Below are 24,103 nucleotides of genomic sequence, written 5' to 3'. Positions count from 1 at the left end.
CGTTGCTATACGTTTGCCAGGAAAAACTGACAAATTGCGCACTATATGAGAAGGAATAATCCGAAACCGATCGCCGCAGCCCAGAGCAGCATGGGGATCGACCAGAGATGGAAGCGCCACCAGATGCGGCGATCGTTCGCCATCCGCAGGGCAATCAGGTTGGCCAGCGAGCCGGGCAGCAGACCAAACCCGCCGATGTTAACCGCCCAGGCCAGAAGCGAGTCCGGCGGAACATAGTTGAGCAGTAAAATGGTAGAAGGCACGTTGCTGATGACCTGCGAGAGGCCAATCGCCGTCAGCCACAGCCCCGGCTGAGACAGACCGCTGACGCTGTGCAGCACGTGTTGCAGCACCGGGAGCTGGATAAGCAGATGCACGTCGATGAACATCACCATAAAGACCAGCAACAGCGTCCAGTCCACGCTCACCAGCACGCGTCGCGCCAGCACGACAAAACCAGCCGCCACGAGCAGCACGCCCGCCAGTTCATACCGCAGCTCCAGCGCAAACAGAAAGACGATATACAACCCCAGGCAACTCCAGACCAGACGAGGCTGCCACTGCGGGCCGGTTGTGCCGCTGTGGTATTGCAGTTTTTTATCCGGGAAGGCAAACCAGCAGACCGCCAGCAGCGACGCCATCATCACCAGCGCCAGCGGCGCCATCTGCCAGGTAAAGGCGGCGAACGATAACCCTGAACGTCCCCAGAGCAGAATGTTTTGCGGGTTACCAATAGGGGTTAACAGCGAGCCCGCGTTGACGGCCAGCGCTTCAAAGATGATCAACCGGCTCACCGGGATCTCGCACAGCTTACGCAGGGTGAGCGTCAGCGGCACGATGATAAACAGCGCCACATCGTTGGTGAGAAAGGTCGACGGCACCGCGGCGGAGAACACCATAAACAACGACAGCCTGCGTTCGGTGGCAAACCGGCGCACCATTTTGCGCCCCAGCACGTCAAAGTAGCCGCTCAGCTCCACCCCTTTGGTGAGCATCATTAACCCGCTCAGGGTAATGATGGTGCGCCAGTCAATCGCCGCAGGCCAGGCCTTGGGCGCAAACGGCACAAAAAGGCTTAAACCTGCACCAATAATCAATAAGAGATGAAAGAAGCGATCGCGCGTGAGGGCCTGCAGTCCAGGGATTTTCATTCAGCGGAGGAACCATATTTAAGCGTAAACTCACGAAACTTCACCAGCGTCTCTTCGCTGACGTGGTGTTCCATTCCTTCCGCATCCCGACGGGCAATCTCCGGGCTTACGCCCAGCACCAGCAAGAAGTTCTCCACCAGCTGGTGGCGCTCGCGGCTCTCCTGCGCCAGCTTCTCCCCTTCCGGCGTCAGAAAGACGCCGCGCCACGGGATCATTTCGATTAAGCCGACGGAGGCCAGACGTTTTAACATCTTCGCAACGGTTGGCTGCGAAACCCCCAGCCTGGCCGCCATATCAACCTGACGTGCTTCCCCGACCTCGCGAATCAGATCGGAAATCAGCTCAACATAATCATCAATCAGTTCACGTCGGTGGGCTTCACGCACCTGACGAAAACCTTCAACGTGCTCTTCCACATTCACCAGTTGCGTCGTTTTTCTGATTGTTGGCTTACCTGCGCGACGGTTCATTGTACTTCCTCAGTGGGGTGACGCTTCCAGCGCCCGGTATCGAGAGCGCACATTGTAAACCATACCTCTACAAGCACAAAAAATTAACGAAATAGCCATAGCTATACAATATAGCCTGTGCTATATCTGTATGTAATGCAGTCACCCTTCACGGATCGAAGGGATCAAAAATCAGGAGGTCTTATGAACGAATTCAAGAGGTGTATGACCGTGTTTACTCACTCCCCCTTCAGGGTGCGCTTAATGCTGTTGAACATGCTGTGCGATATGTTTAACAACAAGCCGCATCAGGACGACAAACCTTCCCACTAAGCGGCGTTGCGGTACGCCGCTTCATTTTGCCGTCATATTCCCGCTGTAAACTGGCCTCCGGCCGCCCTATTCCCGGTTTTTTTTACGGATTTGCAATCCTCTTCGCAAAACATCTGCTTAGCAACGGTTGATATTATTTAGCGCTCGCACTATCTTCTTGCAGCCCTGCACAATTTGCGGCTCGCTGAAGCGGACCCTCATTCCCTCTCCACGCACTGTCAGGCAGGTTATGACCCTTGACGCCAGGGTGAGCACATGGCGTTTTTATGCATGATAGTGACCTATGAATTTAACCCTGATAGACACCGTTGTTACCCGCAGTCGGGCCTTAAGTCCGTGGACGGCATTCTACTTTTTACAATCCTTGCTGATTAACTTTGCGCTGGGTTACCCCTTCAGCCTGCTGTATGCCGTTGCGTTTACCTGCATTCTGCATTTGCTGTGGCGTACCGCGCCGCGCGCGCAAAAAACGTTAGTGGGCATCTGCTCCCTGATTGCAGCGCTCTATTTCCCGTTTGGTCAGGCTTACGGTTCGCCAAACTTTAATACCCTGCTGGCGCTGCACTCGACCAACATGGAAGAGTCGACCGAGATCCTGACGATCTTCCCGTGGTACAGCTACGTGGTCGGCCTCTTTATTTTTGCGCTTGGCGTTATAGCGGTGCGTCGTAAACCCGAAGAGAAAAAAGCGTGGGGAAAAATAGAGACGCTGTGTCTGGCATTCAGCGTAGTGACCTTCTTTGTCACCCCCGTGCAAAACCTGGCCTGGGGCGGCGTGTTCAAGCTGAAGGATACCGGCTACCCGGTGTTCCGCTTTGTAAAAGACGTTGTCGTCAATAACCAGGAAGTTCTCGACGAGCAGGCGCGCATGGCTGAGCTCTCCAATATGAAAGACACCTGGAACGTGCTGGCGGTGAAGCCGAAGTACCATACCTATGTGGTCGTCATCGGCGAAAGCGCACGCCGCGATGCGATGGGCGCGTTCGGCGGACACTGGGATAACACGCCGTTCGCCAGCGCCGTCAACGGTACCCTGTTTACCGATTATATTGCGGCCAGCGGCTCGACGCAGAAATCGCTCGGCCTGACCCTGAACCGCGTTGTCGACGGCAAACCACAGTATCAGGATAACTTTGTCACGCTGGCAAACCGTGCCGGTTTTCAGACGTGGTGGTTCTCTAATCAGGGGCAAATTGGCGAATACGATACCGCCATTGCCAGCATCGCGAAGCGTGCCGATGAAGTGCAGTTCCTGAAAAACGGTGATTTTGAAGCCGATAAAAATACCAAAGACGAAGCATTGCTCAAGATGACGGCGCAGGTTTTTGCCACGCAGCGCACGCAGCCACAGCTGATCGTCCTGCACCTGATGGGTTCACACCCTCAGGCCTGTGACCGCACGCAGGGGAAATACGCCGAGTTTGTGCAATCTAAAGAGACCTCTTGCTATCTCTATACCATGACGCAAACCGACGAACTGCTCAGCAAGCTGTACGATCAGCTACGTAATACGGGTGAGAGTTTCTCGATGGTTTATTTCTCGGATCACGGGCTGGCGTTTAAAGAGCGCGGTAAAGAGGTGCAGTATCTGGCGCACGACGATAAATTCCAGCAGAACTTCCAGGTACCGTTTATGGTGCTGTCGAGTGATGACAAGAAGCATCGTATTATCACCGCGCGCCGCTCGGCCAATGATTTCCTGACGTTCTTCTCGCAGTGGACAGGGATTTCAGCAGAGCAGATCAAAAATGCTTACCCGTTTATCTCAAACAAGAAAGCTCCCCCAGTGTACGTTACCAACTTCAAGTTACAGAAAGTTGACTATAACCATTTGGGTACGGATATTTTCGATATAAAGAGTAAGTAAGCTGTGCGGTCTGATGCCCCCATCCTGGCCCTCTCTCACAGGAGAGGGAAAAAACACTAAAAACGGCAACCCTTGGTTGCCGTTTTGCTTTTACCATGCAAAAAAAAAATCCGCCACATGGGCGGATTTTTTACTGGCTCACCGAAGTGATTAGAAGCGGTAACCTACGCCCGCGATCCAGGTGCCAACGTCAACGTTGCGGATACGGCTCTGCTCATAGGAGAAGTCCAGAGCAACGTCTTCGATTGGGTTGAACTGCAGACCCGCGCCATAGGAGAAGCCGTAGTCGCTGTTGCTTGCAGTGCGGTTCAGACCCTGGTTTTCGGTCTGCTGGAATTTACCGTAGCCAACACCTACAACACCGTAGATGCTTGCCCAGTCGTTGATACGGTAAGCTGGACCAGCGGTGATGCCGTAGTACTGGCCTTTGTTGTATGCGCCGTTTTCAGAACGATCTTTCTCGGTGTAGGTGAAAGAACCGATCACGCCCAGTGGGTTGTTATCCTGCTCGTAACGATACTTCAGGTTGAAACCGTTAGCTTTGTTCATTACGCCCTGCATATCGCTCTGAGCGTAACCACCGGTAACAGTGGAAGTAGCAGCTACAGCGGTACCTGCGGAAACAGCCAGTACAGCGGCCAGTGCTGAAAGACATGCAATTTTTTTCATAACCACCTCAAATGTGCTTCAAGTAAATCCGTAAGTTTTAAATATATCAAAAAAATTTGCGAAACTCTTTGTGATTCGTGATGTCTAACGGGACCTTTCCTGTAACAGAACGTTTCCAGCATCAGTTATCTTGTTCAAATCACAAAGGATTTCTGTTGCTAAATACTCATACTGCGCGTCAACGCCGTTACATTCATCCAGATTATTCCTAATCTGACAGGCGATAAAACCAGCAACGCTTATCCATTTTACGGATTTTCCCTGGTTTTTTTTCAACAGTAGCTCAACCGTTGCGCCATATTTCAATTACACTGCGGCTTTTACCCTATTTGACAAAAATTGACAGGAGAAAGGATGCCAGGGATATCCCGCACGTCATCGGTCTGGATGCCGGTTGCTGTAATTCTGATTGCGATGCTGTCCATACAGAGTGGCGCGTCCCTCGCGAAATCGCTCTTTCCACTGGTAGGCGCACCGGGGGTGACTGCCCTGCGTATCGCTTTGGGTACCCTGATCCTCGTGGTCATTTTTAAACCCTGGCGGTTGCGCGTCAAAAAAGAGCAGCGCCTCCCGCTGCTCTTCTACGGGCTGGCGCTGGGGGCCATGAACTATATGTTCTATCTCTCTATCCAGACCATTCCGCTGGGGATTGCCGTCGCGCTGGAATTTACCGGCCCGCTGGCGGTGGCCCTTTTCTCCTCCCGACGGCCTGTCGATTTTATCTGGGTGGTGTTAGCCGTTCTGGGGTTGTGGTTCCTCTTGCCGCTTGGCCAGAGAGTCTCTGAAATCGACCTGACGGGTGCTGCGCTGGCTCTGGGCGCCGGAGCCTGCTGGGCGGTGTATATCCTTACGGGTCAGCGCGCTGGCGAAGAGCACGGCCCGGCGACCGTCGCGCTGGGCTCGCTCATTGCCGCCATCATATTTGTTCCGCTGGGTATGGCTCAGGCGACGGACTCTATCTGGCAGTGGTCAGTGATGCCGGTGGGTTTTGCTGTCGCCATCCTCTCAACGGCTCTGCCTTATTCACTGGAGATGATTGCCCTCACGCGGCTGCCGACGCGCATCTTCGGTACCCTGATGAGCATGGAGCCTGCACTGGCCGCCATCTCCGGTATGGTATTCCTTGGGGAAACCCTCACCTTTACCCAGACGCTGGCGCTGTGCTCCATTATTGCGGCGTCGATGGGGTCAACGCTCACCATGCGCCCTGAGCCAAAAGTTGAGAAAGTGGACATCCGCTAATACCGTGTATTCTGCATGGCCTCGGTGCCATGCAGAATAAAGGCCAGTTCTGTATTATTTATAATTTCTTACATTCTTCGTCATCGAAAAGTCATATTTCTCTCGCCCTTAATGGGAAATAGAGAATTAAGATTGATCTGTGTCAATTTTAAAAAATAACTTATATTTCAATGAGTTAATAATTCAACTCCCTTCTTGCTATTAAACCAATAGGCACAGCCAAACCGCAGGGAAAAAATCCGGTGCTATACTTAGTTCCGTAATTACCTGGGACATAAACATCAAGAGGATATGAGATTATGAGTACCGCTAAACTGGTGAAAACGAAAGCGTCTAATCTGCTTTATACCCGTAACGATGTATCGGACAGCGACAAAAAAGCAACCATTGAGTTGCTGAATCGCCAGGTGATCCAGTTCATCGATCTTTCGCTGATCACCAAACAGGCCCACTGGAATATGCGCGGTGCAAACTTTATTGCCGTTCATGAAATGCTGGATGGCTTCCGCACAGCACTGGTCACCCACCTGGACACCATGGCCGAACGCGCCGTGCAGTTAGGCGGTGTGGCGCTGGGTACCACGCAGGTGATTAACAGCAAAACGCCACTGAAAAGCTATCCGCTGGATATTCACACCGTTCAGGATCACCTGAAAGAGCTGGCAGACCGTTATGCGATTGTGGCTAACGACGTGCGTAAAGCGATTAGCCAGGCTAAAGACGAAGATACTGCGGATATCTTCACTGCCGCGTCTCGCGACCTGGATCAATTCCTGTGGTTTATCGAATCTAACATCGAATAATCCATACGAATTTTCTATCAAACCCTCGCCTCCGGTGAGGGTTTTGCACATTTATGGTGCACACTTTTCCACTGAGACGCTGCAAAAGTGAAAGAAATGTAATAATCACCTCACACAACCGTTAACGGAAGATTGTTTTTTCATCATTATTTGCGCTAAATATCTCCCCGTCAGTTGAGCCAAACGACGTGCACCAAAACGGTGCTCCACCTTGGTGCAATCAGACATCATTGCCACGTTTATTGTGCAATGCATGACATCCTCCCCTTTGCAAAACAACAGCTTGTAAAGTTGGCACGATTTTTTCATTGTGCCTGTCGTTCTCGCAGGGGATCGCCCCGTGGATATAAAAGGAAATGCTATGAAGTCTGTATTAAAAGTTTCACTGGCTGCACTTACCCTGGCTTTTGCGGTCTCTTCTCAGGCCGCCGAGAAACTGGTTGTAGCCACCGACACGGCGTTTGTTCCGTTTGAATTCAAACAGGGTGATAAATACGTTGGTTTTGAAGTGGATCTGTGGGCCGCAATCGCAAAAGAACTCAAACTGGATTACACCCTGAAGCCAATGGACTTCAGCGGTATCATCCCGGCACTGCAAACCAAAAACGTAGACCTGGCCCTGGCAGGCATCACCATTACTGATGAGCGTAAAAAAGCGATCGACTTCTCTGACGGCTACTACAAAAGCGGCCTGCTGGTGATGGTCAAAGCTGACAATAACGACGTTAAAAGCGTGAAAGATCTCGACGGTAAAGTGGTGGCGGTGAAGAGCGGCACCGGCTCCGTTGATTACGCGAAAGCGAACATCAAAACCAAAGATCTGCGCCAGTTCCCGAACATCGATAACGCCTATATGGAACTTGGCACCAACCGTGCTGACGCGGTTCTGCACGATACGCCTAACATCCTTTATTTCATCAAAACCGCAGGCAACGGTAAGTTCAAAGCGGTCGGTGAGTCTCTGGAAGCACAGCAGTACGGTATTGCCTTCCCGAAAGGCAGCGACGACCTGCGTACGAAAGTTAACGGCGCGCTGAAAACCCTGAAAGAGAACGGCACGTATAACGAAATCTACAAAAAATGGTTCGGTACCGAGCCTAAATAATTTTACCTGAATTCAGGTTTGTAACGCCCGGTGACGCTCATGCTTACCGGGCCTACGTTTTTCGTTTTTCACCACGGTATACAGGAATACATCATGCAGTTTGACTGGAGCGCCATCTGGCCTGCCATTCCTCTCTTGCTTGAAGGCGCTAAAATGACCCTGTGGATTTCGGTCCTCGGTCTGGTTGGCGGGTTGATTATCGGTCTTGTCGCCGGTTTCGCCCGCACCTACGGTGGCTGGATTGCAAACCACATCGCACTGGTTTTCATCGAAGTGATCCGCGGCACGCCTATTGTCGTACAGGTCATGTTCATCTACTTCGCCCTGCCAATGGCCTTCACCGACCTGCGCATCGACCCGTTCAGCGCCGCCGTCGTGACCATTATGATCAACTCAGGTGCCTACATCGCGGAAATTACGCGCGGTGCGGTGCTGTCGATTCATAAAGGTTTCAGTGAAGCGGGTCTGGCGTTAGGCCTTTCGCGTCGCGAAACCATCCGTCATGTGATTCTGCCTCTGGCGCTGCGCCGCATGCTGCCACCGCTGGGCAACCAGTGGATCATCAGTATCAAAGACACGTCGCTGTTCATCGTTATTGGCGTTGCTGAACTGACCCGCCAGGGCCAGGAGATCATTGCTGGCAACTTCCGTGCGCTGGAAATCTGGAGTGCGGTAGCCGTTGTCTACCTGATTATCACTCTGGTTCTGAGCTTCGTTCTGCGTCGTCTTGAAAGAAGGATGAAAATCCTGTGATTGAATTTAAAAACGTATCCAAGCACTTTGGTCCAACCCAGGTGCTGCACAATATCGATCTGAGCATCAAACAGGGTGAAGTGGTTGTCATTATCGGGCCCTCTGGCTCCGGTAAATCCACGCTGCTGCGCTGCATCAATAAGCTGGAAGAGATCACCAGTGGCGATCTGATCGTCGATGGTCTGAAGGTAAATGATCCAAAAGTGGATGACCGTCTGATTCGTCAGGAAGCGGGCATGGTGTTCCAGCAGTTTTACCTGTTCCCGCACCTGACGGCGCTGGAAAACGTGATGTTTGGCCCGCTGCGCGTACGCGGTGCCAACAAAGCGGCGGCGGAAGCGCTGGCTAAAGATCTGCTGGCGAAAGTGGGCCTCGCAGAACGTGCTCACCACTACCCTTCTGAACTTTCCGGTGGACAACAGCAGCGTGTGGCTATCGCCCGCGCGCTGGCGGTTAAACCGAAAATGATGCTGTTTGATGAGCCAACCTCCGCACTCGACCCGGAGCTGCGCCACGAGGTGCTGAAAGTCATGCAGGATCTGGCCGAAGAGGGCATGACGATGGTGATCGTGACCCACGAAATCGGCTTCGCCGAGAAAGTGGCGTCCCGCCTTATCTTCATTGATAAAGGCCGTATCGCAGAAGACGGTAACCCGCAGGCGCTGATTGCAAACCCGCCAAGCCAGCGTTTGCAGGAGTTTCTGCAGCACGTCTCCTGAATGCCAGACCTCTGAAATACAAAGCCGGGCATGCCCGGCTTTTTTACGCCAGATTGTTCCCAAAACACGCCCTCCGCTCCCTGCCCTCTATACTTATCATTTTGTTCGACATTTTCACCGGAGGGCACCGTGCCGTGGATCCTGCTGTTGTTGCTTAGCTTGTTTAGTGCGCCATCGATAGCCGTTGCTATCCCCGGCGTCACCACCGGAACGTCCACTGCGCAGCAAAAAACGCCTCCACCGGAACCGGATGCAGAAGAGAAAAAAGCCGCCTACAGTGCCCTTGCCGATGTGCTGGAAAACGACACCTCCCGGCAAGAGTTAGTCGATCAGCTGCGAAAAATTGCCGCCACACCGCCCCAGGAGCCCGTTCCAACCATCACCCCGCCGCCGGTAGAAGAGCAAAAAACGGTGCTGGAAAATGTGACTGAGGTTAGCCGCCACTATGCCGATGCCCTCTCCTCACGCTTTGCCCAGCTCTATCGCAACCTGATGGGCTCTTCGCACAAGCCCTTTAACCCCCGGACGTTTACCGCGGCTGCCACGCAATTTTTACTGCTGGCGTCCGCCGTCTTCATTTTTTACTGGCTGGTGCGCCTGTGTGCGTGGCCCCTGTACCGAAAAATGGGGCAATGGGGACGCAAGAAGAATCAGCAGAAAAGCAGCTGGTTGCATCTGCCGCTGATGATCGCCGCCGCGTTTATCATTGATTTACTGCTGCTGGCGCTGACGTTGTTTACAGGGCAATTGCTGGCCGACAGGCTGAATACCGGCAACAAAACTATCGCCTTCCAGCAGGCGCTGTTTCTGAATGCCTTCGCCGTAATTGAGTTCTTTAAGGCGCTGCTGCGGCTGATATTTTGCCCACGCGTGCCGGATCTTCGCCCTTTCACTATTCGGGATAGCAGCGCCAGATACTGGGCGCTGCGTCTGAGCGTGCTCAGCGGGTTGATTGGTTATGGTCTGCTGGTTGCCGTGCCAATCATCTCCAACCAGGTGAACGTCCAGTCTGGTGCGCTGGCGAATGTGCTGATTATGATCTGCATTACCGTCTGGGCGCTCTACCTCATCTTCCATAACAAAAAGACGATCACCGAGAGCTTGCTGCACCTGGCTGACCGTTCCCTTTCGTTCTTTAGCCTCTTTATTCGCGCTTTTGCCCTGGTGTGGCACTGGCTGGCCAGCGCTTACTTCATTGTGCTGTGCTTCTTCTCGCTGTTCGATCCCGGCAACAGCCTGAAATTTATGATGGGTGCCACGTTTAAAAGCCTGGCCATTATTGGCGTCGCGGCCTTTGTTTCCGGCCTGCTCTCTCGCTGGCTATTGAAAACCATTACCTTGTCTGCGCAGGTCCAGCGCAATTACCCGGAGCTGCAAAAACGGGTGAACGGCTGGCTCTCGGTTTCACTGAAGGTGGCGCGCATTCTCACCGTCTGTGTGGCGATTATGCTGCTGCTCAATGCCTGGGGACTCTTCGATTTCTGGAACTGGTTGCACAACGGCGCGGGGGAAAAGACCGTTGATATTTTAATTCGTATCGCGCTGATCCTGTTCTTCTCTGCCGTAGGCTGGACGCTGCTGGCCAGCCTGATTGAGAACCGCCTGGTCTCTGACATTCACGGCAGGCCGCTGCCAAGCGCGCGTGCCCGCACCTTGCTCACCCTGTTCCGCAACGCGCTGGCGGTTATCATCAGCACCATCACGATTATGATTGTGCTTTCGGAAATCGGCGTGAATATCGCGCCACTGCTGGCCGGTGCGGGTGCGCTGGGTCTGGCTATCTCCTTCGGCTCGCAGACGCTGGTGAAGGACATTATCACCGGTATCTTTATTCAGTTTGAAAACGGCATGAACACCGGGGATCTGGTGACCATCGGGCCGCTGACCGGCACCGTTGAGCGAATGTCGATTCGATCCGTCGGCGTGCGCCAGGACACCGGGGCGTACCACATTATTCCGTGGTCATCGATAACCACCTTCGCCAACTTCGTCCGGGGTATTGGCTCGGTGGTGGCAAATTACGATGTCGATCGTCATGAAGATGCCGATAAAGCCAAGCAGGCGCTGCGGAACGCGGTAGATGAGATGATGGCCATGGAGGATATTCGCGGCCTGGTGATTGGCGAGCCGTCGTTTGCCGGTATTGTCGGGCTGACCAACACCGCCTTTACCCTGCGCGTGTCGTTCACTACCCAGCCGCTCAAACAGTGGACGGTACGTTTTGCCCTCGACAGCATGGTGAAAAAACACTTTGATCTGGCGGATGTGCGTATGCCGGTGCAGACGTATCAGGTGCTGCCGCCGCCCGCCTCGCCGCTCCCTCCGCAGGAGCCGACGCTGTAACCGAGCCGGGTGGCGGCTTCGCCTTACCCGGCTTACGACGGCGTGCTATTTGCGACGTTTGTTATCGTCCATAAACGTCCAGGCGATAAAGCGGCTCTGTTTTTGTCCCTGCGCCATCTCTTTTTTCACCACCTTCACGGCACCGGCTTCGGTCAGCGCGCGGTAGAGCGGCGGCAGGTTATCGCCGCGCGAAACCAGGGTGGTAAACCATTTCACCTGGCGGGCAAACTGTTTACTTTCCGCGATCATGCGCAGGATAAACGCCACCTCGCCCCCTTCGCACCACAGCTCCTGCTGCTGGCCGCCGAAGTTGAGCGCGCCATCTTCAGCCTGACCCAGATTGCGACGCTTACGTTCGCTCCCGGCCCGGGCGGCGGCCGCTGAATCATGGAATGGCGGGTTGCAGAGGGTGGCGTCGTAGTGCTCGTTCTTGTGGATAATGCCGTTGAAAATAGAGGCGGCATCTTTCTGACGGCGTAAGCGAATAGACCGACTTAAGCCAGGATTGGCATTAATGATCGCCTGCGCGCTGGCAAACGCCTCAGCGCCAATTTCGCTCCCGGTAAAGCGCCAGTGATATTCATGCACCCCGATCAGCGGATAAATCAGGTTCGCGCCGGTCCCAATATCCAGAACCGTGGCCTGCTGAGGAATAACGCCGCCACGATCGTCAGCCAGAAGATCGGCAAGATAGTGGAGATAGTCGGCACGCCCCGGCACGGGCGGACAGAGAAAGCCTTCCGGGATATCCCAGTGCGTAACGCCGTAAAAATGCGCCAGCAGGGCTTTATTCAGCATTTTTACCGCCTGCGGGTCGGCAAAGTTGACCGAAGGCTCACCGGCTGGGGTCTGCACGATGTAGTCCTGCAGCGGAGGGCAACTCTGGCATAACGCCTTCATGTCATAGCGGCTGCGGTGGCGATTTCGCGGGTGTAATCCCGGCTTGGAAGTCATGGCATTCTCCTTTAAACAGCGGCGTAAGATACCCTGTGCGGGAGCAACGGTAAATATCTCTCTGCTGTGCGCAAAAAAACGCCATAAATCAGTGACCTTTATGTCGCTGATCTGTCAGCGAATTGTCAATTTATATCGTTCAAAAAATAAGCAGATCATCATCAAATTTTTGCGCTAAATCACACTCGTCAGGCTTCTAAACTTAAAGGGAATCACCTGTTGTTTCCCCCTGAGGATGTGATTATGAAAAAATACCTGACTCTTGTTGTTATCACTGGCGCGCTGGCGAGTGCGTCATTTTCTGCCATGGCCGTTCAGTCACTGACCGAAAGTACCGATACCAGCCAGCTGCGCCCTGCAGGCACCGTCTCGGTAAGCCGTGCAAGTAACCTTGACGATCTGCAGAACAAGCTGGCCGAAAAAGCGCGCGAAGAAGGTGCGAAAGGCTTCGTAGTGAATTCCGCTGGCGGCGATAACCATATGTATGGCACAGCAACCATCTATAAATAAGTTCCCCTTCCGAGAACCACTGCATCTGGCTGACAGATGCAGTTCTCACCCCCCGTCTTGACTGTACGTTTTTTGACCCCATATGAATAAGATACACACCGAACGTGAGGATAAGCCATGGCTTCCGGATGGGCGAATGATGACGCCGTTAACGAACAGATCAACAGTACCATTGAAGATGCCGTTGCCCGTGCTCGCGGTGAAATTCCGCGCGGGGAAAGTTTAACGGAATGTGAAGAGTGCGGAGAAACGATTCCGGAAGCGCGCCGTAAAGCCATGCCCGGCGTACGGTTATGCGTCTCCTGCCAGCAGAATAAAGATTCAAAAAACAAATCACATTCAGGATATAATCGCAGAGGATCGAAAGACAGCCAGTTACGTTGACTTTCCTTTACCGAAGTTCACCGCGCAAGCGATTTCCTTTACGCTCACGTTTTTTTAACAGGCGCGTAGCAAAATGTGCCATGAATCATGCGTCTGTAAACCGGAGCGACAAGAACTGTAAATTGCCCTTCTGAATTTATTAATATTCAATAAGTTATTTGTCATTCAATTTTTTTGAGCAACCACGTCAATTCACTTCGATTTTATCTGCCGAAAAAAAACGTGATACTTATCACATCGACGGAACATCGTCCCCTTAACAGAAAAACCTGCGAGAGATTAATTATGAAAACCATCAAATATGCTGTTGCTGCTGTTGCCCTGTCCGCTCTGTCTTTTGGCGCTTTCGCTGTAGAGCCCGTTTCTTCTGCTCAGGCACAGAACATGAATAAAGTAGGTGTGGTGAGTGCTGATGGCGCAACCACGCTGGACGGTCTGGAAGCCAAACTGGCTGAAAAAGCCGCTGCGGCCGGTGCAAGCGGATACACCATTACCTCCGCTAACGGCAATAACAAGCTGAGCGGCACTGCGGTTATCTACAAATAATCGACTGAAGTAATGCTCCACCCTCACCATACCCTCTGGTGAGCTGCTCCAACCCTCATTGACCCTGTTGTTACCCTTGCTTGCCCGTCCGCCACTGGACGGGCTTTTTTTGCCTAAAACGCCTGTTCCACACGGGCTAACCCCGCCTGGACAGACTCCACTTCTCCGGTTGCCAGCAGGCAGCAGGCCATCTGCAGCTTAAGGGCGTGCGGAACAGGGACATTGCCGGCAAGGCACTGCTCAATCCAGTGCGCAGTCGTGTGCGGATCTTTTGCCTCCGGCAACACCACATCCACATTCTCTTCACCCCGCTCCAGCACGGGTCGCGTGCCGGCGGCATCAATCAGCACCAGCTGCGGGCAGCGCTGCGGATTGGCATAAACTTCCCCTTCGGTGCCGTGCATCAGCAGCGCCCTGCCGCCGATATCTTCAAAGAACTTGCCCACCCGCGTGACATACTCCGGGTGCGATACGCTGGAGAGGCGCAGGGCATCCGCTTCACCAAACGGCGTCGCCAGTTTCGCCAGGGTGTGCGCACTGTTGCGCACGCCCATGCGCCAGCGCATATCCAGCTGTTTTTCCAGCGGTGGACAGAGCGCCTTAACCGGAATAAAGACCGGCTGATGACCGTCCAGCTTTGCCTGTGCCTGTCCGGCGTGCAGGGTCGGCTCGATACCTAGCATGCCGAAAATGGTCTCTGTCAGGACGCGAGTCGGATCTTCGCTAACGCCATGGACAACTACCGGGAACCCGAGCTTATGCAGCAGAATAGCCAGCAGTGGCGTCAGATTCGCCTGTTTGCGCGCGCCGTTGTAACTAGGGATGACAATCGGCATCGGTCTGGCTACCGGTGGCGTTAAGCGCAGCGTTTGCGCCTGCATCGCGTCATAGAAACCGCGCATCTCCGCTTCGCCTTCACCTTTAATGCGTAGCGCAATCAGGATACCGCCCATCTCCAGATCGGGCACGTCGCCGTTAAGCATATGGGTGTACAGCGCACGGGCCGTTTCCTGATCCAGGTCGCGGGCATGGTTTTTCCCCCGCCCTACCTCTTTGATAATTTTACGATAGTCCACGACATCTCTCCTTGCGGCTCTTTGCAGATACTATAGCCCTGATAAATGCCTGGCGGGTAATCATTTTCCTTTCTCTCCCGACACCCGAACAAACGCCCTTCGAGGGTAAAAATGGTCTGAAGATAAATTGAACGAAAAATAGTTCTCAGCGATAGTTCATGCCGAATTAATCAGCCACGTGATGATTAATACCTGAAGTGCCATACTTTCATTCAGAGGATTTAAATGAAAAAAATGATTATTGCGGGGATCGCCGCCGGGATGGCGTGTGCTTCCGTTTCTGTATTTGCATCCAGTGGTGAAGGTCAAATTAATTTCACAGGTGAGATTATTGATTCTGCATGTACTGTGGTAAACGGTTTAAGCAATCCGCTTAATGTTTCATTAGGTAAGGTGTCTAAATCTGCATTTACCGGAAGTGGTTCGACGACCTCGACAACCCGCTTTAGTATTCAGTTAAAAGATTGTCCTGAAACGGTTACCAGCGCCTCGGTGACATTCGGCGGGACGCCTGACAGTAACAACAAAGATATTCTTGCTGTGACATCAGGAACCGGTTCGGCGTCAGGAGTGGGTGTTCAGTTGCTGGATAAAACGGAAAATCCACTGAGCTTATATACGGCCTCTGCTGCGTATACGCTCACGCCAGGTACCACAACAAACGATCTGCAGTTTGGTGCACGTTATATCCAGACCGGAGGAACGGTGTCTGCCGGACTGGCGAATGCCGCTTCTACCTTCACTATCGTTTACAACTAATAAAACAGATATTAGCTACCCCAGTGGCTAATATCTGTTATTGCTTTATTACGGTGTCACTATGCGAAAATATCTTCTGGCCTCCTCTTTTTTATTTATTGCTTCCGTTGCCCATGCGGGTATTACCATTGGCGGCACGCGCGTGGTCTACCCAGAAAGTAAAAAAGAATCCTCTATTGGGATCACCAACCCGGACAATCTCGATTATCTGGTGCAGTCATGGGTCGAGACGGAAGATAACGCACGTGAGAAAGCACCGTTCCTGATCACGCCGCCGCTGTTTCGCCTTGATGCGAAGCAAGAGAACGTTCTGCGCATCATCAGAACCGGGGGAAACTTACCTGCCGATCGCGAATCGCTGTTCTGGTTGAATATTAAATCCATCCCCTCTTCTGCACGCAATGAGAGCGTTAATACGCTGCAGATTGCGATTAAAACCCGCATTAAGCTGCTTTATCGCCCGTCAGGTATTACCGGAAAACCGGAAGATGTTGCCACGCAATTATCCTGGCACACCCGGGGAAAACAGCTGATTGTCGAAAACCCCACGCCGTTTTATATGAATTTCCAGGAAATAACGCTCGACGGTAAAAAGGTCGATAAAGCCACCTATGCCGGCCCAAAAAGTGAAACCCATTTCGCGATACCAGGAAATATTACAGCACACACCGTGACCTGGAAAATCATCAATGATTACGGCGGTATTAGCCAGTCCTATAGCGCACAGATTAAATAACGTCTGGAATAGCGAAATTTATTATGAGCTGGGACTACTCCACCGAACCACCCAAACAGCACGGACGCTCAATGCTTATTGCATTGGGCTGCACGCTGTTGGGTGTGTGTGTGCAAAAAGTTCTGGCCGATGATTATTTCAACCCGGCGCTACTGGATATTGATAACCCAGGCCAGGGTAAAACCGACCTCAGTATTTATGAGATTGGTCCCGGTCAGGCTCCCGGTAAATATCACGTTGACGTTTATGTCAACAATAATAAAGTGGCAAGCAAAGAGATTGAGTTCACGCTGAAGAAAGACGCCAGCGGTAAATCAACCCTGCAGCCGTGTCTTAGCGCCGCCCTGCTAAAAAGCTTCGGTATTAATATCGAAAAATTCGGGCAGGACGATAAGGCGCAGTGTATTGACCTGAGCGTGATCCCCTCCGCCAGCGCAACGTTTCATGTTAATCCGCAGCAGCTGCTGTTAAGCATTCCCCAGACCGCAATTACTCATGTACCGCGTGATTACGTCGACCCGCAGGAGTATGACGAGGGAATTAACGCCCTGCTGCTCAATTACAGCTTCACCGCCGGGGACAACCGCGGTAAAGGTGAGAACGGTAGCGATCAGCGCAGCGAGTTTCTTAACCTGCGTCCGGGTCTTAACCTCGGGGCGTGGCGTTTTCGTAACTACTCCACCTGGAGCAAAACCAGCGGTGACGGTGACGCAGAGAGCCAGTTTTCTTCGGTCTATACCTACGCCCAGCGCGATATTATCGCCCTTGGCGGGAACGTCACATTCGGCCAAAGCTCTTCCCCTTCCGACGTGTTTGACAGCATCTCTTACACCGGGGCGCAGATCGCCTCGGATGACGACATGCTCCCGGACAGCATGAAGGGCTTTGCGCCGGTGATCCGCGGTACGGCGCACAGTAACGCCCAGGTTATAGTTCGCCAGAATGGTTACGTCATTTACCAGAACTATGTCGCTCCCGGCGCGTTCGAGATCAACGATCTCTACCCCACCGGCGGAAGCGGCGATTTGAACGTCACCGTGAAAGAGACGGACGGCAGCGAACAGCATTTTGTGGTGCCTTATGCGTCAGTGCCGGTGTTGCAGCGTGAAGGCCGCTTTAAATACAGCCTCACCGCGGGGCGCTATCGCAGCTATGACAACGACGTCGAAAAAACTCCGTTTATGCAGGGTACGGCAATCTACGGATTGCCTTACGGCTTTACGGTCTACGGCGGCGTGCAGGCAAGCCAGTATTACGATGCGCTGGCGCTGGGGGTCGGCAAGAATATCGGCGATCTCGGGGCCTTTTCGGTGGATGTCACCGACGCCAAATCAGAGATGCAGGATCAGGATCCCACCCGCGGGCGCTCCTGGCGCATCCGCTACAGCAAAGATTTCGCCACCACCGGTACCCATTTTTCCATTGCTGGCTATCGCTATAACAGCAAGGGGTTCTACACCCTGCAGGACACGCTGGATTCCCATACCCGTAATGACGACTGGGAAACGCCGGACACGCGCCGCAGCCGCGAGGAGGCGACTGTCGACCAGTCCCTGGGCGGGGCGTTTGGTTCCCTGACGTTAAGCCTGGTCAAAGAGAACTACTGGAATTCAAGCCAGGGGATGACCTCACTGAACCTCGGCTACAACAACTCCTGGCACGGCATCAGCTACGGTTTCAGTTACGGACTGGATAAAAACACGCGTGACAGCGGGGATGACAATAATGAGAAAACCAGCGAGCAGACGATCGCATTTAACGTCTCCGTTCCGCTCGATCGCTGGCTCAGCAACACCTGGGTGAACTACAACCTGAACAGCACGAAGCACGAAACAACCCAAAGCGTGGGTCTGAACGGCACGGCGCTGGCCGGTAATAACCTCAGTTGGGGGGTTCAGCAGGGCCATAGTCAGAGCAGTGGGGACAGCACCAGTCTGAATGCCGATTATAAAGGCACCTACGGCGAAGTGAGCGCCGGGTATTCCCAGGATAACCAGCAACAACAGCTCAATGTCGGTCTTCAGGGCAGCATGATCGCCCATGCGCATGGCATCACCCTCGGTCAGCCGATGGGTGAGACCGCTGCGCTGATCGAAGCGCCGGGCGCAGACGACACCAACGTCACCAATCAGACTGGCATTAACACCGATTTTCGCGGCTATGCCATTGTGCCGTACGTTTCGCCATACCGTCACAACACCCTCGCGCTGAACACCGAAACCTTGCCGGAAAATGCCGATATCGACCAGGCCGCCAAAACAGTGACGCCAACGCGCGGCGCCATCGTGCGAGCACATTATGAAACCCACGTAGGCAGTCGGGTGTTGATGACACTAAAACGCGCGGATGGTCGCCCGATCCCCTTTGGCGCAACGGCATCTCAGGCCCATCAGGACGGTGAATTTATCGTAGGCGAGGGCGGGCAGGTGTTCCTCACCGGTATGCACGAGACAGGTACGGTTAACGTCAGCTGGGGGAAAACCGCCGACAGCCATTGCAAGGCAACTTATCACCTGCCCACCAAAGCCGACGGCCCTGTTCTTAACGTTACGGCGCAGTGTGTATGACCCTTCCCGAGGAAAAAATGAACATGTGTAGATATGTCTTCGCACTGCTGGTTTTACTCACGAGCGCGTGTCTGGTGCCGCATGCCCAGGCGGCAACCTCCTGTGACAGCGCCGATCTGCCTTATACCCTTGATGCGGGCACGCTTTCTGTACCCACAACACTCGATATTGGCGGCGTCATCCCGGGTTCGGCAAAGACCCATACCGTTAACGGCAGCTGTACCGGCACGATGACGAATCACACCCTTATTTCCTGCTATTACGGAACGGGAACGGAAGTGCCTGGCATGCCGGGCGTGTATACCACCAATGTTGACGGCATCGGCATTGAGCTTCTGAACAGCAGCGGGCAGATCGTTCGCGGCAAAGGGTACTCATGCGATACAACCGCCACGCCCATTGGGACGGTCAGCAGCGACAGCGGACAAACATTTTCTTTCAGCTACACCCAGCGGTTAATCAAAACGGCATCACATATCGGCAGCGGTACCCTTTCGCTCGCGCAGGATCCCTATGGATTCGGGGTTTTTAACTCTGTGGGGATTTCTGGTGCACGTAATACCAGCCACTATTCCGCCACGGTCAGCGAAAGAACGGCGACCTGTTCTATTGATCCGCTAAATCTGACGGTGACCCTCGGCAATTTCCCGGTGTCGCAATTTACCCACGTGGGCAGCTATACGGCCTGGAAGTATTTCAACATCACCGCTACCTGTACCGAAGAGGTCAATCTTACGGCCTCGGTAACCAGCGCAAATGGCATCAACAGCCAGTATGCAGATGTCCTGAACCTGACGCCCGGCAGCGACAGCGCCACGGGCGTGGGGGTGAGAATGCTGCTTGACGGTGTCGATCTTAAATACGACTACCCAATCCCGGTGGGTGGAAGAGCCGAACCAGGCGTTCCGGATGTGATCCCCTTCGCGGTGCAGTATTACCAGACGGATGCCAGCGTCACGGCGGGGAAAGCCAATACGATTGCCACCATCGATCTTGAATACCAGTAACGGAGCGAAGATGAAAACGTTATCCCTTTTGCTCGCTCTGACGAGCCTCTCTGTGGGCGCGACCGACGTGACGCTCAATATCGAAGGGAATATTTACGACACCACCTGCCAGGTAGACAGCGCCAGCCAGAACATGGTGGTGGATCTGGGACAGGCCGTCGCCAGTGATTTTAAGGATATCGGCGACACCGGCCCGTGGAAAAACTTCGATTTAAAGCTCACCAATTGTCCGCCCACCCTGACGGTTGCCACCATTAACGTTGATGGGCCGCGCGATACGGACCACCCCTTTAAATTCGCCAATAGTGGCACCGCCAAAGGGGTGGCATTAGAGCTGGCCGACCGTCTGGATTACATCGTGCTTGCCCCCGAAGCCCGCTTTAGCGTGGTGATTGACGCTGGTACCCACACCGCCGATTTTCCCATGGCGGCACGCTATTACGCTACCGCCCTGCCTGTGACGGCGGGTACCTTCAACAGCGTTGTTCAGGCCACCTTTACTTACCAGTAGGACCGCGCCCCTTAGCACGGATGCTTTTCCGACGCCCGGCAGTCTGTTTTGCCGGGCGTTTTTTTATTTCAGGCACCTCCGGCTGTTCTATCGGGAACACCGGCAGGGCATTCAGCAGGCGCTGACCATAGTTTTTGGTGAGCAGACGCTTGTCATAGATCACCACTTCGCCCCAGCAGCCGTGGCTACGAATCAGACGACCCACCTGCTGAATCAGGTTAAACGACGCCCCCGGAAGACTTTGTACCTCAAACGGATAGCGGTTGAGGCTTTTCAGCCATTCTCCTTCGGTGATCACCACCGGGCTGTCGATGGGCGGGAAGGCAATTTTGTGAATATGCACCTGGGTCAGATAGTCGCCCTTCAGATCCAGACCTTCCGCAAAAGACTGTAACCCCACCAGCACGCTGCGCTCGCCGTTATCGATGCGCTGGCGGTGGAGCTCTACCAGCCGGTAGCGCGGCTGATCGCCCTGCACCAGCAGCAGTAAACGCAGATCGGTAACATGTTCCAGAAAGCGCTGCATGGCGCGTCCGCTGGCAAACAGCACCAGCATGCCAGGGTATTTTTTACTCTCCAGCTGTTCGCGGAAATAGGCGGCCATTTCGGCAATATGCTGCTCTTCGTTATCGATAAGCGGCTCGTAGCGCATGCGCGGGATCACCAGCTTGCCCTGTTCGCAGTGGTTAAACGGCGAGTCCAGCGCCACGAAACGGTCCCCCGCTTTTTCCTTCAGGCCGCTCATCTCCTGCAGCCGCGAGAAGCTGTTCAGGGAACGCAAGGTGGCTGACGTTACCACCACGTGCGGCACGCTGCGCCAGATCAGCTTTTCCAGCTGATCGGCCACGCGGATGCCCACGCAGTGGAAAAAGAGGTGCACCTGCCCGTCTCTCACTTCGCGGGTGGCCCATTTGGTGACCGGCGCGCCGGACGCCTGCGCCATTGAGGCCAGCCGCCAGAGTTTGCTTTGCGCTTCAAACATGCCCAGCGCACGGTTCATTTGCAGCAGAATACGGTGCAAACGCACCACGTCATGGGTGCCGGTCTTTTCACTGAGATCGTTTAAGAACATCTCTGCCAGGCCGCGCAGCTTTTCCAGATGCTTCGCCAGCTGCTGGCAAATCTCCATCACCTCGTCCGGCAGCTCCCCCATGGCAAAACGGTGCTCTGCCTCCTGAGTCGCCGGGAGATACAGATTCAGAATGTTGTTCAGGGATGCGATAAGGCCGTAGACCTCTTCACAGTGTTCACTCAGACGCTCGGGCACCGCCAGCGGCGGCGTGGTTTTAGGACGGAACTGCTCCATGCAGGTGGCCACCAGCTTGCAGAACAGATCGAGCTGCAGGCGGAACCACGGGGCCGTGATTTCAGCACTCATCTCCAGCGCATCCCGGGCTACGTCAGGCAAATGGTGGCCTTCATCAAGCACCAGCAGCAGGTTTTTCGGCTCCGGCAGCACCGCCTCGCTCTCCAGCGCCGCCATCACCAGCGCATGATTGGCGACCACCACTTCCGCTTCCTGGATCTCCCGCCGGGCGACAAAAAACGGGCACTCGCGGTAGTAGTGACAGTTACGGTTGAGGCAACTGGCTTTATCGGTGCTGAGCCTGCGCCATAAATCATCGCCGATGGCCTGGCTGGTGTGATCGCGCAAACCGTCCCACCTGTAGCTGTCGAGATCGGCTTTCAGCTTCGCGCACTGTTCCTGCTCCGCCTTGTTGTTTGGCGTCAGTTCGTCATCAAGAAACGCCAGCAGATCCTGCTGGGTGGGCTCACTGCTGGCGAGCGCCGCCAGGTTACGCGGGCAGACATAACGTCCGCGGCCAAAGGCGGCGGTAAAACGCAGCTCGGGGATAATTTTGCGCAGCAGCGGCAGGTCTTTGCTGAAGATTTGATCCTGTAGCGCCACGTTAGCGGTGCTGACCACCAGCGTCTTTTGTTCTTCCCGCGCAATAGCGATGCCCGGGATTAAATAAGAGAGGGTTTTACCGACCCCGGTTGGCGCTTCAATCGCCAGATGTCGCCCGTCGTCACCGGCGAGCGTTTTTGCCACATCGGCAATCATCTGCCGCTGTGGTGCCCTGGGGATAAAGTCGGGGATCTGCTGCTGGAGTGCCTTATACCAGGCACCAATCTGCGCTTTCAGCGCCGCGGTTAAAGCCATCGGAAAACCTGAAATACTGTATAAACAGCCACTATTGTGGCACTTTATTTTCGTCGCCGCAAAAAGAAAAGCCCGGCTTTACGGCCGGGCTTCCAGATTACTGTGGGTTAGCCGGTTTACGCGGACGGCGACGGCGCTGCCCTTCTCCTGCCGGTTTCCCTTCGCCGTCGCGGCGAGGCGGTTTATTGCCCGACTTCGGCGCGCCGCCTTCGGCACGGCGTGGCTGCTGCTGACCACGGCCGCCGCCCTGACCGCGTCCACCGCCGCCACGCTGCTGGCGACCATTCTGAATTGGCTCCGCTTTAATGGACGGATCCACTTCGTACCCCGGCGTTTCAATACGCGGGATCTCTTTCTTCAGCAGACGTTCGATATCGCGCAGCAGTTTGTGTTCATCCACGCAGACCAGCGAGAGCGCTTCGCCAGTGGCCGCCGCACGACCGGTACGGCCGATACGGTGAACATAATCTTCCGGCACGTTTGGCAGCTCGTAGTTCACCACGTGCGGCAGCTCTTCAATGTCCAGACCACGGGCAGCGATGTCGGTTGCTACCAGCACGCGGATATCACCGGATTTAAAGTCCGCCAGCGCACGGGTACGCGCCCCCTGGCTCTTGTTACCGTGGATAGCCGCACTGCGAATACCGTCTTTGTTCAGCTGTTCCGCCAGGTGGTTTGCACCGTGCTTGGTACGGGTAAAGACCAGCACCTGCTGCCAGTTACCCTGACCAATCATCTGGGAGAGCAGTTCCCGCTTACGCTTTTTATCAACGAAGTGCACGTGCTGGGTCACCTGCTCAGAGGCGGTGTTGCGACGCGCCACTTCAACTTCCAGCGGGTTATGCAGCAGCTTTTCAGCCAGCGCTTTGATCTCGTCGGAGAAGGTCGCGGAGAACAGCAGGTTCTGACGGCGCGGCGGTAGCTTAGCCAGCACGCGGCGAATATCGTGGATAAAGCCCATGTCCAGCATGCGGTCGGCTTCGTCCAGCACCAGAATTTCGACGTTATCTAGCTTCACGGCGTTCTGATGTTCCAGATCCAGCAGACGGCCCGGCGTTGCCACCAGCACGTCCACGCCGCCGCGCAGTTTCATCATCTGTGGGTTAATGCTCACACCGCCGAAAACCACCAGCGAACGAATGTTGAGATAGCGGCTGTAATCACGCACGTTCTCGCCAATCTGCGCCGCCAGCTCGCGGGTTGGGGTGAGGATCAGCGCACGAACCGGGCGACGCCCCTTCGCGTGCGGCTGATTTTTTACCAGCAGCTCTAACAGTGGCAGGGTAAAGCCTGCGGTTTTACCGGTCCCGGTCTGGGCACTGGCCATCAGGTCACGGCCCTGCAGAACGGCAGGGATCGCCTGCTGCTGGATTGGGGTTGGCTCAACGTAGCCCTGCTCTGCGATCGCGCGCAGAATTTCCGGGTTCAGGCCAAGGGAATCAAAAGACATAAAAA

At 54.3% G+C, this 24,103-nt stretch carries 23 protein-coding genes; 16 read left to right on the top strand and 7 right to left on the bottom strand.

Translation table 11 applies throughout. The features are described from left to right. Positions 1-41 precede the first annotated feature (41 nt). Positions 42-1,151: an anion transporter gene (locus AX755_RS12785; RefSeq protein WP_062856865.1), complete on the bottom strand. Its 1,110-nt coding sequence runs from the start codon at positions 1,149-1,151 to the stop codon at positions 42-44. Continuing rightward, complete coding sequence (gene mntR / locus AX755_RS12780; RefSeq protein WP_013097457.1) at positions 1,148-1,621, bottom strand: manganese-binding transcriptional regulator MntR; 474 nt, start codon at positions 1,619-1,621, stop codon at positions 1,148-1,150. The genes AX755_RS12785 and mntR overlap by 4 nt, the downstream gene beginning before the upstream one ends. A gap of 183 nt (positions 1,622-1,804) precedes the next feature. On the opposite strand from mntR, the gene mntS reads away from it, so the two are divergent. Together mntS and AX755_RS12770 are read left to right on the top strand one after the other, a co-directional pair. Continuing rightward, a complete protein-coding gene (gene mntS, locus AX755_RS12775) occupies positions 1,805-1,933 on the top strand; it encodes a manganase accumulation protein MntS (RefSeq protein ID WP_013097458.1) in 129 nt (42 codons plus the stop codon). A gap of 283 nt (positions 1,934-2,216) precedes the next feature. Next, on the top strand, positions 2,217-3,800 hold the full coding sequence (locus tag AX755_RS12770) for a phosphoethanolamine transferase (RefSeq protein WP_023621661.1): 1,584 nt from the start codon (positions 2,217-2,219) through the stop codon (positions 3,798-3,800). Between the two features lie 150 nt (positions 3,801-3,950). On the opposite strand, the gene ompX is transcribed toward AX755_RS12770, so the two are convergent. Continuing rightward, a complete protein-coding gene (gene ompX / locus AX755_RS12765; protein WP_013097460.1) occupies positions 3,951-4,469 on the bottom strand; it encodes an outer membrane protein OmpX in 519 nt (172 codons plus the stop codon). Between the two features lie 354 nt (positions 4,470-4,823). Between ompX and rhtA the strand changes: the two genes are divergently transcribed. The 6 genes from rhtA (at position 4,824) to ybiO (ending at position 11,434) form a co-directional block, all read left to right on the top strand. Next, the gene (gene rhtA, locus AX755_RS12760) at positions 4,824-5,711 is read left to right on the top strand and encodes a threonine/homoserine exporter RhtA (protein ID WP_062856864.1); all 888 of its coding nucleotides are present in this window, start codon (positions 4,824-4,826) and stop codon (positions 5,709-5,711) included. Positions 5,712-6,010: 299 nt separating this feature from the next. Beyond that, complete coding sequence (gene dps / locus AX755_RS12755; RefSeq protein WP_013097463.1) at positions 6,011-6,514, top strand: DNA starvation/stationary phase protection protein Dps; 504 nt, start codon at positions 6,011-6,013, stop codon at positions 6,512-6,514. Between the two features lie 361 nt (positions 6,515-6,875). Continuing rightward, positions 6,876-7,619 carry a glutamine ABC transporter substrate-binding protein GlnH gene (gene glnH / locus AX755_RS12750; protein ID WP_062856863.1) on the top strand — a complete coding sequence of 248 codons (744 nt, stop codon included), beginning with the start codon at positions 6,876-6,878 and terminating at the stop codon, positions 7,617-7,619. Positions 7,620-7,712: 93 nt separating this feature from the next. Further along, a complete protein-coding gene (gene glnP / locus AX755_RS12745; RefSeq protein WP_003858462.1) occupies positions 7,713-8,372 on the top strand; it encodes a glutamine ABC transporter permease GlnP in 660 nt (219 codons plus the stop codon). After that, positions 8,369-9,091 (top strand): glutamine ABC transporter ATP-binding protein GlnQ, encoded by a 723-nt coding sequence (glnQ, locus tag AX755_RS12740; RefSeq protein ID WP_013097465.1) that lies wholly within the window; start codon positions 8,369-8,371, stop codon positions 9,089-9,091. Before glnP ends, glnQ begins: the two co-directional genes overlap by 4 nt. Before the next feature lie 129 nt (positions 9,092-9,220). Continuing rightward, positions 9,221-11,434: a mechanosensitive channel protein gene (ybiO, locus tag AX755_RS12735; RefSeq protein ID WP_062856862.1), complete on the top strand. Its 2,214-nt coding sequence runs from the start codon at positions 9,221-9,223 to the stop codon at positions 11,432-11,434. A gap of 45 nt (positions 11,435-11,479) precedes the next feature. Here the strand turns inward: ybiO and rlmF are convergent, their stop codons facing one another. Continuing rightward, entirely contained in the window at positions 11,480-12,388 is a 909-nt protein-coding gene (gene rlmF, locus AX755_RS12730) for a 23S rRNA (adenine(1618)-N(6))-methyltransferase RlmF (RefSeq protein ID WP_013097467.1), read from the bottom strand. A 243-nt stretch (positions 12,389-12,631) separates the two neighbouring features. On the opposite strand from rlmF, the gene mcbA reads away from it, so the two are divergent. The 3 genes from mcbA (at position 12,632) to ybiJ (ending at position 13,828) form a co-directional block, all read left to right on the top strand. Beyond that, positions 12,632-12,898 carry a DUF1471 family periplasmic protein McbA gene (gene mcbA / locus AX755_RS12720; protein ID WP_062856861.1) on the top strand — a complete coding sequence of 89 codons (267 nt, stop codon included), beginning with the start codon at positions 12,632-12,634 and terminating at the stop codon, positions 12,896-12,898. A 117-nt stretch (positions 12,899-13,015) separates the two neighbouring features. Continuing rightward, positions 13,016-13,282, top strand: a complete 267-nt coding sequence (locus AX755_RS12715) for a DksA/TraR family C4-type zinc finger protein (protein ID WP_013097470.1) — start codon at positions 13,016-13,018, stop codon at positions 13,280-13,282. 285 nt (positions 13,283-13,567) lie between these two features. Next, positions 13,568-13,828, top strand: coding sequence for a DUF1471 family protein YbiJ (gene ybiJ, locus AX755_RS12710; protein WP_013097471.1), 261 nt, complete (start codon positions 13,568-13,570; stop codon positions 13,826-13,828). Between the two features lie 113 nt (positions 13,829-13,941). Here the strand turns inward: ybiJ and ybiB are convergent, their stop codons facing one another. Continuing rightward, positions 13,942-14,904, bottom strand: coding sequence for a DNA-binding protein YbiB (ybiB, locus tag AX755_RS12705; RefSeq protein ID WP_062856860.1), 963 nt, complete (start codon positions 14,902-14,904; stop codon positions 13,942-13,944). Between the two features lie 225 nt (positions 14,905-15,129). Between ybiB and AX755_RS12700 the strand changes: the two genes are divergently transcribed. The 5 genes from AX755_RS12700 (at position 15,130) to AX755_RS12680 (ending at position 20,484) form a co-directional block, all read left to right on the top strand. Continuing rightward, positions 15,130-15,663: a fimbrial protein gene (locus AX755_RS12700; protein ID WP_029882477.1), complete on the top strand. Its 534-nt coding sequence runs from the start codon at positions 15,130-15,132 to the stop codon at positions 15,661-15,663. A gap of 61 nt (positions 15,664-15,724) precedes the next feature. Further along, on the top strand, positions 15,725-16,399 hold the full coding sequence (locus AX755_RS12695) for a fimbrial biogenesis chaperone (RefSeq protein WP_062856859.1): 675 nt from the start codon (positions 15,725-15,727) through the stop codon (positions 16,397-16,399). Positions 16,400-16,470: 71 nt separating this feature from the next. Then, positions 16,471-18,966, top strand: coding sequence for a fimbria/pilus outer membrane usher protein (locus tag AX755_RS12690; protein WP_062856886.1), 2,496 nt, complete (start codon positions 16,471-16,473; stop codon positions 18,964-18,966). A gap of 17 nt (positions 18,967-18,983) precedes the next feature. Continuing rightward, positions 18,984-19,973 carry a fimbrial protein gene (locus AX755_RS12685; protein WP_028027902.1) on the top strand — a complete coding sequence of 330 codons (990 nt, stop codon included), beginning with the start codon at positions 18,984-18,986 and terminating at the stop codon, positions 19,971-19,973. A 10-nt stretch (positions 19,974-19,983) separates the two neighbouring features. Continuing rightward, positions 19,984-20,484, top strand: a complete 501-nt coding sequence (locus AX755_RS12680; protein ID WP_029882480.1) for a fimbrial protein — start codon at positions 19,984-19,986, stop codon at positions 20,482-20,484. Here AX755_RS12680 and dinG read toward each other — a convergent pair. Continuing rightward, positions 20,471-22,648 carry an ATP-dependent DNA helicase DinG gene (gene dinG, locus AX755_RS12675; RefSeq protein WP_062856858.1) on the bottom strand — a complete coding sequence of 726 codons (2,178 nt, stop codon included), beginning with the start codon at positions 22,646-22,648 and terminating at the stop codon, positions 20,471-20,473. The genes AX755_RS12680 and dinG overlap by 14 nt on opposite strands. 97 nt (positions 22,649-22,745) lie before the next feature. Continuing rightward, positions 22,746-24,098, bottom strand: coding sequence for an ATP-dependent RNA helicase RhlE (gene rhlE, locus AX755_RS12670; protein WP_038418948.1), 1,353 nt, complete (start codon positions 24,096-24,098; stop codon positions 22,746-22,748). Positions 24,099-24,103: the final 5 nt, after the last annotated feature.

The organism is Enterobacter sp. SENG-6, from assembly GCF_001605945.1.
Taxonomy (GTDB): domain Bacteria; phylum Pseudomonadota; class Gammaproteobacteria; order Enterobacterales; family Enterobacteriaceae; genus Enterobacter; species Enterobacter cloacae.
Note: the sequence above shows the minus strand (reverse complement) of the source record. Positions and strands in the feature narration are given on the sequence as shown.

Bases quoted from the DNA above. Each gene is read 5' to 3' on its own strand.
- mntR (WP_013097457.1), bottom strand. From the start codon at position 1,621: ATGAACCGTCGCGCAGGTAAGCCAACAATCAGAAAAACGACGCAACTG.
- AX755_RS12680 (WP_029882480.1), top strand. From the start codon at position 19,984: ATGAAAACGTTATCCCTTTTGCTCGCTCTGACGAGCCTCTCTGTGGGC.
- glnH (WP_062856863.1), top strand. From the start codon at position 6,876: ATGAAGTCTGTATTAAAAGTTTCACTGGCTGCACTTACCCTGGCTTTT.
- ybiJ (WP_013097471.1), top strand. From the start codon at position 13,568: ATGAAAACCATCAAATATGCTGTTGCTGCTGTTGCCCTGTCCGCTCTG.
- mntS (WP_013097458.1), top strand. From the start codon at position 1,805: ATGAACGAATTCAAGAGGTGTATGACCGTGTTTACTCACTCCCCCTTC.
- AX755_RS12690 (WP_062856886.1), top strand. From the start codon at position 16,471: ATGCTTATTGCATTGGGCTGCACGCTGTTGGGTGTGTGTGTGCAAAAA.
- dps (WP_013097463.1), top strand. From the start codon at position 6,011: ATGAGTACCGCTAAACTGGTGAAAACGAAAGCGTCTAATCTGCTTTAT.
- mcbA (WP_062856861.1), top strand. From the start codon at position 12,632: ATGAAAAAATACCTGACTCTTGTTGTTATCACTGGCGCGCTGGCGAGT.
- AX755_RS12715 (WP_013097470.1), top strand. From the start codon at position 13,016: ATGGCTTCCGGATGGGCGAATGATGACGCCGTTAACGAACAGATCAAC.
- AX755_RS12785 (WP_062856865.1), bottom strand. From the start codon at position 1,151: ATGAAAATCCCTGGACTGCAGGCCCTCACGCGCGATCGCTTCTTTCAT.
- rhtA (WP_062856864.1), top strand. From the start codon at position 4,824: ATGCCAGGGATATCCCGCACGTCATCGGTCTGGATGCCGGTTGCTGTA.
- rhlE (WP_038418948.1), bottom strand. From the start codon at position 24,098: ATGTCTTTTGATTCCCTTGGCCTGAACCCGGAAATTCTGCGCGCGATC.
- rlmF (WP_013097467.1), bottom strand. From the start codon at position 12,388: ATGACTTCCAAGCCGGGATTACACCCGCGAAATCGCCACCGCAGCCGC.
- ompX (WP_013097460.1), bottom strand. From the start codon at position 4,469: ATGAAAAAAATTGCATGTCTTTCAGCACTGGCCGCTGTACTGGCTGTT.
- AX755_RS12770 (WP_023621661.1), top strand. From the start codon at position 2,217: ATGAATTTAACCCTGATAGACACCGTTGTTACCCGCAGTCGGGCCTTA.
- AX755_RS12700 (WP_029882477.1), top strand. From the start codon at position 15,130: ATGAAAAAAATGATTATTGCGGGGATCGCCGCCGGGATGGCGTGTGCT.
- AX755_RS12685 (WP_028027902.1), top strand. From the start codon at position 18,984: ATGAACATGTGTAGATATGTCTTCGCACTGCTGGTTTTACTCACGAGC.
- AX755_RS12695 (WP_062856859.1), top strand. From the start codon at position 15,725: ATGCGAAAATATCTTCTGGCCTCCTCTTTTTTATTTATTGCTTCCGTT.
- dinG (WP_062856858.1), bottom strand. From the start codon at position 22,648: ATGGCTTTAACCGCGGCGCTGAAAGCGCAGATTGGTGCCTGGTATAAG.
- glnP (WP_003858462.1), top strand. From the start codon at position 7,713: ATGCAGTTTGACTGGAGCGCCATCTGGCCTGCCATTCCTCTCTTGCTT.